This is a genomic window from Paenibacillus sp. NPDC057967 (assembly GCF_042887015.1).
Classification (GTDB): Bacteria; Bacillota; Bacilli; order Paenibacillales; family Paenibacillaceae; genus Pristimantibacillus.
In genome coordinates, this window is the sequence record NZ_JBHVQB010000002.1 from 552,339 (window position 1) to 567,747 (window position 15,409).

A 15,409-nucleotide genomic window follows, 5' to 3' on the forward strand; every position below is an offset into this window, starting at 1 on the left:
CTGAACGCTATGCCGGATTGGTCCTATCAAACCCTATTCCGTCCGCTCTTGTCCCGGCTGCCGTCACGCGTCAGCCGCTCGTTCACGCTGGGAGCGATGGGTGCGATCAGCCGCCTGCCGGGCGGCTCGTTCGTCATCCGGACGCTTGGCCATATGGAGCTGTCCCCGATATTGAAGCGTCAAGCAGCAGGCTTGGCGCTTCTTTCGCCGATTGGGGTATCGGGAGGGGTCGATCCTGCAGGAGTCGCGCAGGAGGCGCTTGCGCAGTTCGGGCCTGGCTTCATGGAGTTGGGGCCTGTGACGTTAAACGCAATTCGGAGCGACGATCCGATAAGGAATGACCGCACAAGCGAGACGATCTATTATCCTGACTACTTCGAGAATGACGGATTGGCCGCTATAGCAGAGCGATTGGCGCATAGGAAGCATAAGCTGCCTTCCTATGCGCGGCTGACGCCGATGCCTGGCGCATCGCCCGACGAAGCGTTGGAGCAGCTGAATAAGTTGATGGAGACGCTGGCCAAGTCGGGAGCGGCCGGATTTTATATTGACATTGCTTCTGGTGATCAACCATGGGAGCAAGTTGAGCGCATAGGTCATGACCTTGCAAAGCTGCGAATGAACCATGAGCTGCCGTTGTTCCTGTACGTCCCGCTATCATTGCCTGATGAGCGGCTGCTGCAACTAGTAGAGTGCACGAAAGAAGTCCGCTGGCAAGGTGCCGTTATCGGCGAAGCTTGGCTGGAGCATATCCTGCCAGATGAAGATAACCGATCAAGATCTGAGACTGATCAGCCAGCTGCCGTAGGAACGACGAACGGTAAATCAATAAAGCAGGCTGTCGTAGGCAAGGCTGGTCTGGACCCGTCGCTGGGCAAGACCGCTCTGCTACGCGAGAGGATGGGTGATGACTTCATCATCAAGGCTGGCGGGGGTGTCCATGAGCCGCTGGACGCGCTAAGACTGCTTGAAGCGGGTGCCGATCTCATCATGCTGCACAGCGGGCTTGTTCATTCCGGCCCCGGCTTGCCCAAGCGGATTAACGAGGCGATCATCTACGAGACGGTTCGCATGGAGTCACCGCCAGAGCCAATTCCCTTCTGGCGCAATTGGGGATGGATGTGCCTGCTTGGCGTCGGCATGATCATAGGCGGACTATTAGCGTGGTGGATCGGGGCGACGGATGTGCTGCTCTCCTACGATACACGATTCCTCGGAATGTCGATCCCAGAGATCCATCATGTGAACCACCACTTGCTCCACTTTATGTCGCATGACCGGATTACGCTGGCAGGTACGATGATCTCCATCGGCATTTTGTATTATCAGCTTGCCAGATACGGCTTGCGATACGGACAGCATTGGGCGCGTACGGCTCTTGTGTCCTCCTGTGTAGTGGGCTTCTCCAGTTTCTTTCTTTACCTGGGCTATGGCTACTTTGATCCGCTTCATGCGCTGGCGGCTGCTGTGCTTCTGCCCATGTTCATCTTCTCCCTCAGAGGCCATGCCGACAGACCGAGCCGCAAGCCGGTCAATCTGCGCAATGACCGGGCATGGATGCTGGCGATGTGGGGGCAGCTGTGCTTTGTTGCATTAGGCTTTGCGCTTACGGCTGGCGGCATTGCGATTGCCAGCGTTGGCGTAACCCATGTATTCGTGAAGGCGGACCTGGCCTTTCTGGGCACTGTGCCAGATCAATTAAATGCCGTCAATCCGAAGCTGATCTCCCTGATTGCCCATGATCGGGCAGGCTTTGGAGGCGCACTGCTATGCGATGCCATCGCGATTCTCATTATTGCCCTTTGGGGGATCGGCCAAGGCAGGAGATGGTTATGGTGGACGCTTTTGATCGGAGGGGCGCCAGGATTTTATGCCGGACTATCCGTTCATTACGGCATCGGCTATATCGATTTCATGCATCTTCTTCCCGCATTTGTAGCAGTGTTTTTGTATATAGCTGGCCTTATTCTGTTGTATCCATACATGATGAAGAAGTCGCCTATATGACATTTGTCATATAGGCGACTTGACGTTTATGACTAGGAGCAGATACGGTCGTTATTCTACAATGGAGTAAGCAAGAGCCGGAGAAGGCTAGTTCCTCCCGCTCTATGGAACTCAGAGGAGGACGTCAGCATGTCTGATCCCAAACAAATGCAATTGAAAAAAAGCGTAGCCCCTTACGAACATTCCGAACTTAACGTTAGCATAAGGCAATTGTTCAATACGCTGCTCCCGCTGGTTGCCTTATGGTATGCCGCTTACTGGAGCTTGTCCATATCCTATTGGCTAACGCTGGCATTTGGCGTAGCCACATCCTTTTTCGTTATTCGAGCCTTTATTATTTTCCATGATTGCTGCCACGGCTCGTTCTTCAAGAGCAAGCGGGCCAATGACATCATGGGTATTATAACTGGCGTGCTTACGCTAGTCCCTTATCAGCAATGGAAAAACTCACATGCCATTCATCACGCAACAAGCAGCAATCTTGACAAGCGGGGCGTAGGTGACTTGTGGATCTTGACGGTGGAGGAGTATGCTGCGTCATCTTGGAAGCAGAAGCTCGCTTACCGGATTTATCGGAATCCGTTCATTATGTTTGGTATCGGACCTATCTATGTATTCTTGTTCCAATACCGCTTCAACCGCAAGGGTGCCCGCCGCAAGGAACGCATGAATACGTATCTGATGAACGCGCTTATTGTTGCCGTGTACGCGCTTATGTGCTGGGCAATCGGCTGGCAGGCATTCCTTCTGGTGCAAGGCCCGATCTTCTATCTGTCCGGTGTACTTGGCGTATGGCTGTTCTACGTACAGCACCAGTTCGAGGATTCGTACTTCGAGCATGAGGAAGAATGGAGCTATGTGAAGGCGGCTGTAGATGGCAGCTCGTACTATAAGCTTCCGAAGCTGTTCCAATGGCTGACCGGCAATATCGGCTTCCACCATGTGCATCATCTTAGCCCGAAGGTGCCGAACTATTATCTGGAGACGGCGCATGATGCAGTACCGCCGCTGCATAAGGCGACTACGATTACGATCCGCCAGAGCTTCGAGTCACTCAAGTTCAGACTGTGGGATGAAGAAGGCAAGCGGTTCGTCAGCTTCCGCGCTGTGAAGGACCGTCTGAGACGACCGTCATCGACTAGCCGTGTAACGCCTTCAGGTAATCCCCGCAAGGCAAGCTAATGCGGAGTATGCTACAATAACGAGAAAGACACGGCATGAGTCGGAAGGCAGAGGATGTGGTTGCAGATGAATAAGTGGTATCAAATCTTTCACCGCAATACAGGGCTGAGCCCATACGTTTGGGTCGTCTTCTGCATCTTGCCGTTCTACTTTATATTCCGTTCGTCGTCCACGCCGGAGGTCATCTCCGGCATTGTCATGATCATTTTGTTCTTCGTATGCTACCGGCTGTCCTTTGTCTCCAAAGGATGGCTTGTCTATTTCTGGACGAGTGTGCAAATTCTCATATCGATTGCGATGACGCTTCTGTTCAGTTACGTGTACTTCTCCATTTTCCTGGCTTTTTTTATTGGCAATATTCAGAACCGAGCAGGGTTTTTCACTTTATATGCGATTCATCTGGCAAGTACGTTCATTACGGTCAATTACGGCTTTGCTACCCAAAATCAGCTGTTTTTCACGCAATTTCCGTTTATTCTGATCAGCCTGATCGTCGTTATTCTGCTTCCGTTCAATACGTATAACCAGAAGAAGCAAGGCCAGCTGGAAGGCCAACTGGAGGACGCCCACAAACGGATAGCGGAGCTTGGGAAGCAGGAGGAACGTCAGCGCATCGCGCGTGACCTGCATGACACGCTTGGCCAGAAGCTGTCTCTCATCGGACTCAAAAGCGATCTGGCGGGCAAGCTGGTTCATAAAAATCCGCTTCGCGCCCAAGCGGAAATACGCGACGTGCAGCAGACTGCCCGGACCGCCCTCAAGGAAGTGCGCGAGATGGTCACCCAGATGAGGGGGGCCAGGCTGGACGAGGAGCTGCATCGCGTTACACAAATATTAGCCGCAGCAGATATCGAGCTTCATGTAGTAGGGGACTACCGGCTAAACGATACGAACCTGCTGACCGAAAACGTGCTCTGCATGTCTATGAAGGAAGCGGTCACGAATGTGGTGAAGCATAGTAAGGCCAAGCGCTGCACGATCACCTTCACATCAACCCCGACCGACTTCTCGATCACCGTATCGGATGACGGCATAGGCATGACTGTACGGCCCGGGTATTATCGAGGCAACGGGCTTCGCGGGATGAAGGAGAGACTGGAGTTCGTTAACGGGAGTCTGAGCATTAGATCTGACAGAGGAACCGAGCTGAATATTACGGTGCCGCATGTTGTGAAGCGTCCCACGAAGGAGGAGACTAGCGAATGATTACAATCGTCATAGCGGAGGATCAACGCATGCTGCTTGGCGCGCTGTCCTCGCTTCTTGATTTGGAGGACGACATGAAGGTAGTAGGGCGGGCGTCGAATGGCGAGGAAGCGATCGCTCTGGCTAAGCAGCATAAGCCGGATATCTGCATCATGGATATCGAGATGCCGCTTAAGAGCGGATTGGAAGCGGCGGAAGAGATGAGAGGCGCGAGCAAGGTCATCATTCTGACGACCTTCGCCCGCTCGGGTTATTTCGAGCGAGCGATTAAGGCCGGTGTCAGCGGCTATCTGCTTAAGGACAGTCCCAGCGAGGAGCTGGCAAGCTCCATTCGAAGCGTTATGTCCGGTCGAAAGGTGTACGCTTCCGAGCTGATGGACGAAGCTTACGGCGGCGGCTCAGATAATCCGCTTACGGAGCGGGAGAAAGAAGTGCTGGAGCTGGTGGCCGACGGCAAAAACACGAAGGAAATCGCAAACGAGCTTTTCCTGACGACAGGGACGGTACGCAATTACATCTCCGTCATTCTGGATAAGCTGGGTGTGAGCAATCGGATTGAGGCAATTACGAGATTCAAGGAGAAGGGCTGGTTCAAGTAACCGGCCCTTTTATTATGATTCGGGGTACTTCTTAAGAAAGTTTAAGAAAATATTTACAACATATTTACAAGATGTTTACAACTAAAACAGGAATTCCGATTATAGTTAAGAGGAGATGAAGACCTGTAGACTAAGCGGGCATGGAAAATCGGCTTTTATTAAAAAAAGCATGGAAAAACGATGCCACATGCAACTTTTATGTTCGTAAAAACGTATAGTCTATGGTACATATTGGATGACATGGGAGTTAGAAAAAAAGCGGGGAGAGGAAAAAGAAATGAAAAACTGGTTCAAAAAAGCAGCTTCTGTCGTGCTCGTAACGACGCTTCTGGCAGGCTGCAGCTTTGGCGGCAAAGAGGAGAGCTCCAATACGCCGCAAGCACTCAAGGTGATGTATTACGATGAAGGAAGCTTCTTCCAGGAGTACGGCATGCTGTTCAGTACGTTATATCCCGAAATTGATATTTCCGTTGTATCGACGCAAAGCATCTATCGCGGCAATTCGGGAGCGGATGGCGAAGAGGTCGATTATGAGAAAGCCAGACAGGAACTGATCGATAAGGAAAAGCCAGATATACTGATGCTTGACATTTCAGAGTACGAGAAGATGGCACAGGACGGCAAGTTCACCGACCTGGATGCTTATATTGTCAAGGATAAGTTCGATACAGCTGGACTTGTGCCGGGCATGATCGACTATATGAAGGAGCTTGGCGGCGGCCAGCTGTATGGTCTTCCTTCCGGCTTCAGCAGCCAAGTGTTGTTCTATAATAAAGGCTTGTTCGACAAATTCAATATTCCGTATCCGACTGATAATATGACATGGAACGAAGTCATCCAATTGGCTAGACAGTTCCCGACCGATGGAGAAAAAGAGGACCGCGTCTACGGCCTGAAGGCTGGTTACAGCGGCAATCTGAGCGAGCTGGCGCAAACAATGGCTCAATCCGAAGGTCTGAACTATGTTAACCCGGCAACTAAAACGATGACGATCAATACAGCTGGATGGAAAAATGCGGTTCAAACGGCTTATGACGCCATTAAATCCGAAGCTTTGTACTTTGAATCACAAAATAATATGGGCTTCTCGGGCAACTACGATGATTACATGCTGCGCAATCCATTCACAAGCAATCGTGCAGCGATGACAATCGATGGAAGCTATTATATCCGCGACTTGAAGGAAGCTGCTGAGTATTACAGCAAGGAAGAAGGCAAAATCGTGAAGGATTGGGATATCGTGACGATCCCGGTTAGCTCGCAAATGCCTGATCATAGCACAAGCACATGGTACAACAACATCTTTTCAATTGCCAAGGACTCGCCGAACGCTGATGCGGCTTGGAAGTTCATCTCGTACATCTCCGGTGAAAATTATGCACGCGTGAAGTCGAAGCTAACATACAACAACGGCTTCTCGATTCATACGAAGTATATCAAGGATGATGAGGGCCACAACTATGCGGCATTCTACAAGCTGAAGCCTTCGAAGCCGACCATGGACTACAAAGAGTTCGAGAAGCTTCCGAAGCAATTCAGCATGATGTATTACACTTACATGGAAGAGGAGTTCAAGTCGATTCAGGACGGCAACAAGTCTGTCGATGATGCACTTGCTTCCTTGCAGACGAAGGGTGAAGAGCTGCTTGCTCAAGAGTCCATGACGGATGAAGAGGTTAACAAGCTATGGGAAGAGCGTAACGCAGAACAAATGAAGCAAATGCAAGAAGCAGCCGGAGCGTCCGGTGCTGTAGAATCTGTTGTTGTAGAATAATGAACTAACTGACGAATGAGACATTTCAGGTGGCAAAAAGCCATAAGGGATGTCTCATTTTTTTGAAATAAATATGGAAAAAAATATAATAAGTATTCATTATAAGTAAAATGGTGATTGGATAGATATCCGATTTTTTTCGGGCCAACAAGTAACGAGGGGGAAAGAAAGTGACGTACTGGTGTAAAAAGCTTTCCTTGCTGCTAGTGGTATGCGTCATGTTTACCGGATGCAGCTTAGGAGGTAAGGAGCAGGAAACGAGTGACCCTGTCACATTGAAGGTTCTGTACTACTCCGAAGAAGAATTTTATCGGAATTACGGGATGCTGTTCAGTACGTTATATCCGGAGATTGAGTTCGAGGTTATTTCACTACAGCGGATATACAACAGCAACGAGGAGGATCCCGTTAAAGCCAAACAAGAGCTTATTGAAAAAGAAAAGCCGGACTTACTATTAATTGACCTGTATGACCTGGAGACGTTAACGGAGAAAGGCAAGCTTCTAAGCCTGGATACGTATTTGGCCCGGGATAAGATCAATACGGATGAAATGGTGCCTGGCATTATCGATATGATGAAGGAGATAGGGGACGGCCAGCAGTATGGCATGCCATCGTCATTCAGTGGACGGGTGCTTTATTACAACAAAGGACTATTCGATGCTCATAACATCCCTTATCCAAGTGATCAAATGACCTGGAGCGAGGTGATCCAATTGGCTGAGCGTTTCCCGGCAGACGGAGAGCCAACGGATCGCATATATGGAATTAAGCTGGGATACTCCGGGAAGTTGAATGAAATCTCGGACATGATCATGAGCAGCGAAGGCTTGAAGTATGTCAATGAAGCTACAAGACAAATAACGGTCAACACACCTGCGTGGCAAGAGGCAGTGGAGTTGGCGAAGAAATTGACGGATTCGGATACGTTCTATCGTCAAGATCAGCAGAGCAGTCCAATGTCAATGACGTACCAAAGTTACTTGAAGCAAAATCCTTTTTTGGCTAATCGTGTGGCCATGCTCCTTGATCAAAGCTATTTGCTTCGTGAATTGGAGGAAATAAGCAAGCTAGGTGGGGATAACGGCGATTTGATAAAGGAGTGGGATATGGTTACCGTGCCGGTTGGCGAGCAAAATCGGGACAGTTCCAACGGATTTTTTCTCTCGGAAGTATTTGCGATTATGAAAGATTCCCCGAACCCGGAGGCAGCGTGGAAGCTGATTTCTTTTGTGGCTGATGAAGAGCATACTCGGTTGAAATCCAAGCTGGGCTTTGGCAGAGGGCTTCCGATTCATACGAAGTATATCCGTGACGATGCGGGACATCACTTTGAGGCTTTCTACAAGCTAAAACCATCGTTCAATAAAAAGGCAGCAGTAGAGAACAGGCTGCCCGATTCCTTCTACAATGAATTTTATTGGATGAAGGACGAGGAGCTTCAAGCCGTCCAGGATGGAAGCAAAGGCCTAGAGGAGGCATTGGAGTCGCTTCAAGCAAGAGGTGAAGCACTTCTGGCCAGGACTGATGCTTCCGGTGACGGAAGCAAGCCGACTGAAGAAGTCACAGAGACGGAGTTACCGGCTGAAGGGTTGGAGCCATCTGATGCGCCATCGGAAGGTGAAGATTTGGCTGCTGACGAGGAAGCTTAGATAAATCGATGGCAAAGCAAGGATAGATGCGAGAGAGTCGCAAGAGACGACTCCGTTGCTCGGCGAACAGCTGACTTCGAAAATGCCGGTGTAGAATGTATTCCTCAGCGGCGAGGCGGCGATGCTGAATATCGGCGAATGGCTCATCCGCAGCGTGCCGCAGGAAGTCATGGATCTGCGTTCGCAGGAATACGAGAAGTATTTCCTCGGCAACCAGACTGGCGACGAGACGCAGGCTCGGATGGCGCAGCGCTATAACGATTATTTGCAGCAGCAGAAGTAAGCAGGATGCCTCGGTGAATCACATATTTCGGAATAGACCGTCCTTGGACACTTGTTGAGCCCTGGGACGGTCTTTCATATTGCATTGTTGAAACTACATGGATATAATAGTGTCCATTATCTTGATAACGGAATATCAGGGAGGGATGCCGCATGGGCAGTGTGAGGCTGGTGGAGCCGTCGTTGGCTTACCGTGAAGCGTATACGAATTTTTATGAAGATTGGATGACGGAGGGCATTGATGCTATCGTGCCTTGGGTAGTGGAACAAGATCCGCGGGATTTTGAAGCTTATCTGGCATTTTTGCGTGCTGCGGACAGCGAGGAGAAATTGAAGGATGACGCCTTTGTGCCGCATTCCACTTATTGGTTAATCAACGAGGATGAGGAAGTGGTCGGGGCGGTCAATATCCGTCATCGGCTTAATCAGAAGTTGCTAGAGAGCGGCGGACATATTGGCTACGGCATTCGTCCTTCGCGCCGCGGCAGAGGATATGCGTCGGTGCAGCTTGCGGAAGCGCTGAAGATTACGAAAGCGATGGGCATCGATCGCGTGCTGCTAGTATGCGATCACGACAACGAAGCCTCGGAGCGGACGATCCGAGGGGCGGGCGGCGTGCCGGATTCTCCTTTTACAACGGAGAAGGGTGAAGTTTTGAAGCGGTTTTGGATTGATGGAAGAGAGTAGTCAGCGCTGTAAGCAGAGAAATCATTACAGTCATCGCAGAGCCATAGAGTGCTGGTTGAACGATAGACAGATTAGAGGAGGCGGCGTGACATGCAGTTAGAGACGGAACGATTACTGCTTCGGGAGTTTACTCATGAGGATCAGGATGCTGTGCATGAATATGCGTCAGATCCGGTAGTGACGACTCATATGATATGGGGACCGAACTCGGAGGCGGATACAAGGGACTTCATTGTTCATATGCTACGCATTCAGGCGCAGAAGCCTAGAGAGGGATATGAGCTTGCCGTTGTGCTGAAGGAAAGCGGGAGGCTGATCGGCGGCACGGGACTATACGTTCTGCCAGCATCGCAAGGCGAGATTGGATATTGCTTTAACAGGCAGCATTGGGGGAAGGGGTATGCGACCGAAGCTGCTGGTGCCCTGTTGCGGTACGGATTTCGGGAGCTTGGCCTTCATCGGGTCTACGCGACCTGCCGCCCGGGCAACATCGGCTCTGCCACCGTCATGCGCAAGCTCGGCATGACCTATGAAGGGCATTTGCGTGAGCATATGTTCCACAAAGGCAAATGGCATGACTCGTATCAGTATTCTATTCTGGAGCATGAGTATGAAAAGTTGCAGCAGGAGGCGTAGGTCTTCGGGTACGCAGCACAATTGCGGCGAACTTCGGAGATTGAGACGAGAGAATTCAGAAGAACAACAAGGCAGAACGAGGCAGGGCATGACTGGATAGTTGGATTGCAGGAGAAGCAGGGACATTCGTAGTTGACGAATGTCCCTGCTTTTTCTTTTTAAGGAGGGAGGGAGCGTCTTGGACGCTGGGGCTTAGTTAGATACAGAAGTTGGAGCTCACAGAAATAGTGTTGCCAGAAACCTCTGCCCAGCACGCCCCTCCCTACGACACGCATATAGAACAAATCCACGATCTAAGCAGGCGGTATGATGGGCGGAAAATGCGTCATTTGGTGATACGAATGCGGTGGGAATGTTCCTTAAAAGCCCCCGCCCCTCCTTGATAAGATGAGGTCAGCCAAAGTTAGCCAGCATGCCAAGGGGGAGACGTATATGAAAACGAACAATTGGATGCGACGCCAATCCATGCTCGGCTATTCGTTTATCGGGCCGAATATGCTTGGCGTGCTGTTGTTTTAAGAGATTAGAAACTTGCGGATTTCCTTCATATACTGCTTTCTCTCTGTAATTATGCTGAGATGCCCGGCATGCTTGAACCGCAAAAAGTCGGCATCCGGGAATTGCGTTCGAACCGCATCCCGTTCTTCCTCCGAGAAGGATGCGTCTGCGGGAGAATCGATAATGAGCATATTGCTTTGATCGAATAACGGGCTCACAGGCGGGACAGGCTTAGAATCCAAGTTCAGCATACACTGATAGATCGCAAGAAGCTCCTGTTTTGTCTGGCTTCTTATAAGCTCTTCAAAGTACCATTGCCAGAAGGGGACTTCACCGGCAGGCATGGAGCGGAAGTGCTTCTGAACTTTATTGCGGGATACGGTGATGAACATGGAGCGTGGGACCATCTTGACGATGCGGATCAGCTTTCGGATACGAATGATGCGTTTTTGACTGGGAGCGGCTGCAGGGTCTGGAGATGCGGTGGTGGTATGGGACAAGATGATCCTGTCGATCCGGTGCGGCACCTTCGAGAGCAGCGCTTGCGCGACAAGGCCGCCGAAGGACTGGCCCAGCACATGAAACGATTCGATATGCTCATGCTCCATAATGGCTATGATACCTTCCGTCAACTGTCCAATATCCTCGGCTCTGCCGTAATAAGGAGCAATGACGGTATAGCGGCTCGTCAGCTCCATGAAATGCGCGAAAAACGCTTCGCCGCTTCCTAGACCGCCGGGCAACAGCAGCAGCGCTGGCTTTCCTTTGCCGCTTATATGATACTTCCATTGCAGTCCGTCATACGGAAGCGTTTGTTTGGGGTAGGTCGTTCGGAACGCAATCAATTGCTCGAATAGTGGGTGCTCAATAGCGGCTCTGGGCATTCCGTTCACCTCGCAATCCAAATTGTTTCCTTAGGGAAAAATTATTTGCCATGGTAAAAATGATAATGGAAAATGAGTATATTGTCAATGGTTGGAAAATAAAGAACGACAGAAGCGGAATGCATGTGCATTCCGCTTCTGTCGTTCAATTCGAGCTGCGCGCAGGAGGCGCAGGGTGGTACATATAGAGGATATACAGTTATCAGACCTGTCAGGATGGCTGCAAATAATCCATGAACAGTTGGAGCCTGGTCGTTATTGAACCGGGCATAAGCTCGTGGCCGAAGTACCGGTATACGGCAATATCCTTCGGGCACTGGAGATGGTTGTAGACGGCAAATACGGTAGACGGCGGCGTAATGTCGTCGACAAGTCCGATCGTCATCCAGGAATAACAGCGAATGCGCGGAGCCAGATTGATCAGATCGAAATAAGATAGCGTTCTGAGCGCGTTCGTCTCGATCTCCGGGTTGCCGGAATGCCGCCGGAAGTATTCATTCAGCTCACCGTATGGACCGCGCGGCGCGAGATCAATCGACCGCTGGAAGTCGGACAGATACGGGTAATCCGCGACAGCAAGCTTCGGTTTGTCGGATAATGCAGCTGCCGCAAGAGTGATGGCTCCGCCCTGACTGCCGCCTGTTACGGCAATACGCTCACGATCGACTTCTGGCATCGCGGCTAGAACGTCGATGGCGCGCACGGCGTCCATATAGACGGCCCTGTAATAATATTCGTCCCTGTTCTGAATGCCTTTCGCCATCCAGCCCGTCACATGCCCGTTTGACGACACCACATTGTCGACACTCAGGCCGTGCTGGCCGCGGCACATCATCTTCAAGACCGCGTAGCCTTTCAGCGCCAGGTTGACGGTCTCATGGATATCGCTGTCCTGGCACCAATTGTAGCCGTGGTACGCTACGATTCCCGGCAGGGGATCGCTCCCCTCAGGCAAGGCCAGCAGACCTTCAATGGTCGCATGATGGAATCCGGTGTACAGCACGCGGTACACTTTGATCCCTTTAACAGGATAGGATAGCTCGGTGCTTTCATAGTGAAGAGGGACCTCCGCAAGCTTCTCCAGGGTCGTATTCCAGAAATCGTCGAAGTCGTCTTGTCTGGTCGGCAGCGGCTTATAGGCGCGAAGCTGTTCCAAGGGCAAGTCGTAAGGCTGTGGCATGTTGAATTCCTCCTCAGGTTAGCATAGCTTCTGATTCTTCATGAGTTTATTCGAGGCTTGTTTTTTTAAACGTGCAATGCACTGCTTTTTCGTACGGACAATAGTATACCAGATTCGTTGGGACTGGCGTGGTAAATCCAAAAATAGTGAAGGAGGACAGTGTATCACTGTCCTCCCGTGCGCAATGGCTATGGGTATAGCAGCTCGCCGCGTTCCTTAAGATCGCTCAAGTAATTGGCCTTCAGCATGGCATCCGACAACGTGTACAGCGTATCACCTGCATACATAATTCGTCTGACAGCCTTCGAATAGTTGTAGCTATACATGCCGCTCTTCAGCATTTCCTCATCTGACAGATGCGTAATTCGGTCTCTCAGACGGAAGCCCTTCTCCAGATCGATGCTGTACACATAGGCGCCCTGATAGGCGAACTGGCCGTGGGCGAATGCGTCTGCGTTCCCTTCAGCATCTTTATCCTTGATCTCATAGAGCGTGACAGGGAAGGCAAGCAGCCCTTTTTCTTTGGAAAACAACAGCGCCTTGTAGTCGTTCAGCAGCTCTGATTGAGTGCCGATGTCTCCGATAATTTCCTTGAACTTCTCCTTTGGACGGCTTACATCGCTGACATCGAACAGGGCGATCTTCATTCCTGTGGCTATTGCCCTTGTATCATTTGATCCGAAGCCTTTGATTTCGGTTGTGTCCTTGCCGAAGCCAATCAGATGATTCTCATCATAAGGATGCAAATAATCGCTGTAACCCGGAATCTTAAGCTGGCCAAGAATCTTCGGCTGCTGCGGGTTGCTCAGGTCAATGGCAAAGAGGGGATCGACGTTGCGGAAGGTGACCATATAGGCTCGTTTCCCCATGAAGCGTACCGAATACATCCGTTCACCCGGCGCTATGCCGTCCAGCTTCCCTATAATACGAAGCTTCTCATCCAGGATGTAGATCTGGCTGGACTCGCCCGGATAATCGGATGTGAGATCGCCATTCGTCAAGGCTACACGGAAGTAGCCCTCATGTTCATTCATTGAAAACGGATCGGTGACGTAACCGGGAACGGTACCTTCCCCCATATAGAGCACGCTGCCGTAATCCAGGCGGAACTTGTGGAACTTCGTAACCATTTCAAAATCTTTGTCCTTTGCCTTATACAGCAGTTGGGACACGTAGAGATGGCGCTGGGAGACAAAGATTTTATCACCCGATCCCAGATAAGCCGATAGTTGAAGCTGGCCTTCCGGCTGGCCCAGATCGATGGCACCAACGAGCAGCACCGAATAGTCGATGATGTCGGGGAAGTAATGAATATCGTCAAGCGATACGTTCTGCGGCTTATCTGACACTGCTGAATCGGCATAGACGGGACGCAAGGAAGCAGCCAACTGGTTGAAGTCCGTCTGTTGTCCTGTCATGGCATCCAGATGAAGTCCTTTTGACTTGGCATATAGGGAATAATTGCGATAGAGCTTATTGGTGATGATGTATAAAGCGTCGCCGATCTTGCGGGAGGAGAGGTAGCTGCCTTCCTGCTCCAGTGTGCGCTTCAGCTTGGGCTGACCGCTGCTCTGAAGGTCGTAAATATAGGATTTTACCGATTGCTTCATCGGTGGCGGCAGCAATAGCGGCATGCTTTCGGACTCAGGCATAACGGTAGTTTGCTCGCTTGGCGTCTGAATCGTATCCACGCCATAGTCTGTCGTATAGCCAATTACGATCAGTCGCGTATCGTCTACATACAGCTGCTCGGGTTGGAATTGTTCTTTTGAGCCGTACGTTAACTCGCTGGCTAGACGCGGCTGGTCAGGGTTGGAAATATCCGTAATGACGACGCGAGAGCCGCTGATCTGATAGATGAACCGGCCGTCGGTCTTGGCCCAATCGGCTTCGTCTACGCCGCTGACCTGAATGTTCGTTTGAGAATAGTCGGTGCCAGGTGCCCCGGCTTCTCCATTAGCTTCTGCTACTGGCGGAGCTGAACTATCTACGGGGACTTCTTCTTTGCCTTGGATGGATAATCCCGGAAGCGAGATGATGGCGCTGTCATCAGTCGGAGTCGACTTCAGCAGCTCGATCAGCTTCTCTTCTGTTCCGACAGCCGGTAGCTCCAGCGGCTTATCGATATGGACTGTACGCGTCTGGCCGTCCCATGTCACAACAGTTCCGAGCGCTTCGGATATCGCCCGGAGCGGGACGAAAGTGACGCTGTTGACGGTACGCGGGGCGGCAGTGAGCGCGATGCTTCTTCCTTGCGCAAGCATCCCCTTCGAGCCAATCGTAAGCAAGGCTTCACGTTCGCCTTTGGTCAACCGAATGGTCCGCTCCCCGTTTTTCTTGTCGTACGTAACCTTTGCCCCCAATGCTTCGGCAATCTCCCGAACGGGTACGAGGGTAGAGCCTTGTTCAATATAGGCGGGCGCCGCAAGCGGCAGCTCCTTGCCTTCCAATTCGATGCGAATCGGCTTCGGTGATGCCAGAGCTTCGCTTGTGGCCGTCCATGGAAGCGACGACGGAAGACATAGTGCGATCGCCAGGCAAGCCGCCAATAAGGCAGTTCGCTTCATGATTGTTCCTCCCTTTTTGATCAATAAGGTGATGCCAGTCTTCTCCGTGTCAGAATCCCCAGTTGCTATCCTCTACAACGCAAAAACCTTTCCAGAAGTTACAATTCCCATCAGCAAAATCATGCTGTTAGGGTTCGTGCAATTCTGATCTCATCTCCCTTCACATGGTAAGGGAAACCATTTTTGTGCGCAAGATCTTTCGAATTTTTTGGAATTGGGCTTGACGATGACCGGTAGAAGTTGTATGGTTAGTTA

At 50.9% G+C, this 15,409-nt stretch carries 12 protein-coding genes; 9 read left to right on the forward strand and 3 right to left on the reverse strand.

All coding sequences use genetic code 11. The features are described 5' to 3' along the window. The first annotated feature begins 9 nt into the window (after window positions 1-9). From ACFVSO_RS06900 to ACFVSO_RS06940, 9 genes are all read left to right on the forward strand, one after another. Window positions 10-2,007 carry a dihydroorotate dehydrogenase gene (locus ACFVSO_RS06900; RefSeq protein WP_387471451.1) on the forward strand — a complete coding sequence of 666 codons (1,998 nt, stop codon included), beginning with the start codon at window positions 10-12 and terminating at the stop codon, window positions 2,005-2,007. Between the two features lie 129 nt (window positions 2,008-2,136). After that, a complete protein-coding gene (desA, locus tag ACFVSO_RS06905; protein ID WP_387471453.1) occupies window positions 2,137-3,189 on the forward strand; it encodes a Delta(5) desaturase DesA in 1,053 nt (350 codons plus the stop codon). A gap of 66 nt (window positions 3,190-3,255) precedes the next feature. Then, window positions 3,256-4,395 carry a histidine kinase gene (locus tag ACFVSO_RS06910; protein ID WP_387471455.1) on the forward strand — a complete coding sequence of 380 codons (1,140 nt, stop codon included), beginning with the start codon at window positions 3,256-3,258 and terminating at the stop codon, window positions 4,393-4,395. Further along, on the forward strand, window positions 4,392-4,994 hold the full coding sequence (locus tag ACFVSO_RS06915) for a response regulator (protein WP_387471457.1): 603 nt from the start codon (window positions 4,392-4,394) through the stop codon (window positions 4,992-4,994). Before ACFVSO_RS06910 ends, ACFVSO_RS06915 begins: the two co-directional genes overlap by 4 nt. Before the next feature lie 277 nt (window positions 4,995-5,271). After that, entirely contained in the window at window positions 5,272-6,768 is a 1,497-nt protein-coding gene (locus tag ACFVSO_RS06920; protein WP_387471459.1) for an ABC transporter substrate-binding protein, read from the forward strand. Between the two features lie 170 nt (window positions 6,769-6,938). Further along, window positions 6,939-8,420, forward strand: a complete 1,482-nt coding sequence (locus tag ACFVSO_RS06925; protein WP_387471461.1) for an ABC transporter substrate-binding protein — start codon at window positions 6,939-6,941, stop codon at window positions 8,418-8,420. Window positions 8,421-8,541: 121 nt separating this feature from the next. Continuing rightward, the gene (locus tag ACFVSO_RS06930) at window positions 8,542-8,703 is read left to right on the forward strand and encodes a hypothetical protein (RefSeq protein WP_387471463.1); all 162 of its coding nucleotides are present in this window, start codon (window positions 8,542-8,544) and stop codon (window positions 8,701-8,703) included. A 152-nt stretch (window positions 8,704-8,855) separates the two neighbouring features. Beyond that, complete coding sequence (locus ACFVSO_RS06935) at window positions 8,856-9,389, forward strand: GNAT family N-acetyltransferase (RefSeq protein ID WP_387471465.1); 534 nt, start codon at window positions 8,856-8,858, stop codon at window positions 9,387-9,389. A gap of 90 nt (window positions 9,390-9,479) precedes the next feature. Continuing rightward, on the forward strand, window positions 9,480-10,025 hold the full coding sequence (locus ACFVSO_RS06940; RefSeq protein ID WP_387471467.1) for a GNAT family N-acetyltransferase: 546 nt from the start codon (window positions 9,480-9,482) through the stop codon (window positions 10,023-10,025). 515 nt (window positions 10,026-10,540) lie between these two features. On the opposite strand, the gene ACFVSO_RS06945 is transcribed toward ACFVSO_RS06940, so the two are convergent. The 3 genes from ACFVSO_RS06945 to ACFVSO_RS06955 all read right to left on the reverse strand — a co-directional run bounded on the left by ACFVSO_RS06945 (window position 10,541) and on the right by ACFVSO_RS06955 (window position 15,154). After that, window positions 10,541-11,407, reverse strand: a complete 867-nt coding sequence (locus ACFVSO_RS06945; protein ID WP_387471469.1) for an alpha/beta fold hydrolase — start codon at window positions 11,405-11,407, stop codon at window positions 10,541-10,543. Window positions 11,408-11,618: 211 nt separating this feature from the next. Beyond that, on the reverse strand, window positions 11,619-12,587 hold the full coding sequence (locus tag ACFVSO_RS06950; RefSeq protein WP_387471471.1) for an acetylxylan esterase: 969 nt from the start codon (window positions 12,585-12,587) through the stop codon (window positions 11,619-11,621). 188 nt (window positions 12,588-12,775) lie between these two features. Further along, window positions 12,776-15,154 carry a beta-propeller domain-containing protein gene (locus ACFVSO_RS06955; RefSeq protein WP_387471473.1) on the reverse strand — a complete coding sequence of 793 codons (2,379 nt, stop codon included), beginning with the start codon at window positions 15,152-15,154 and terminating at the stop codon, window positions 12,776-12,778. Window positions 15,155-15,409 lie beyond the last annotated feature (255 nt).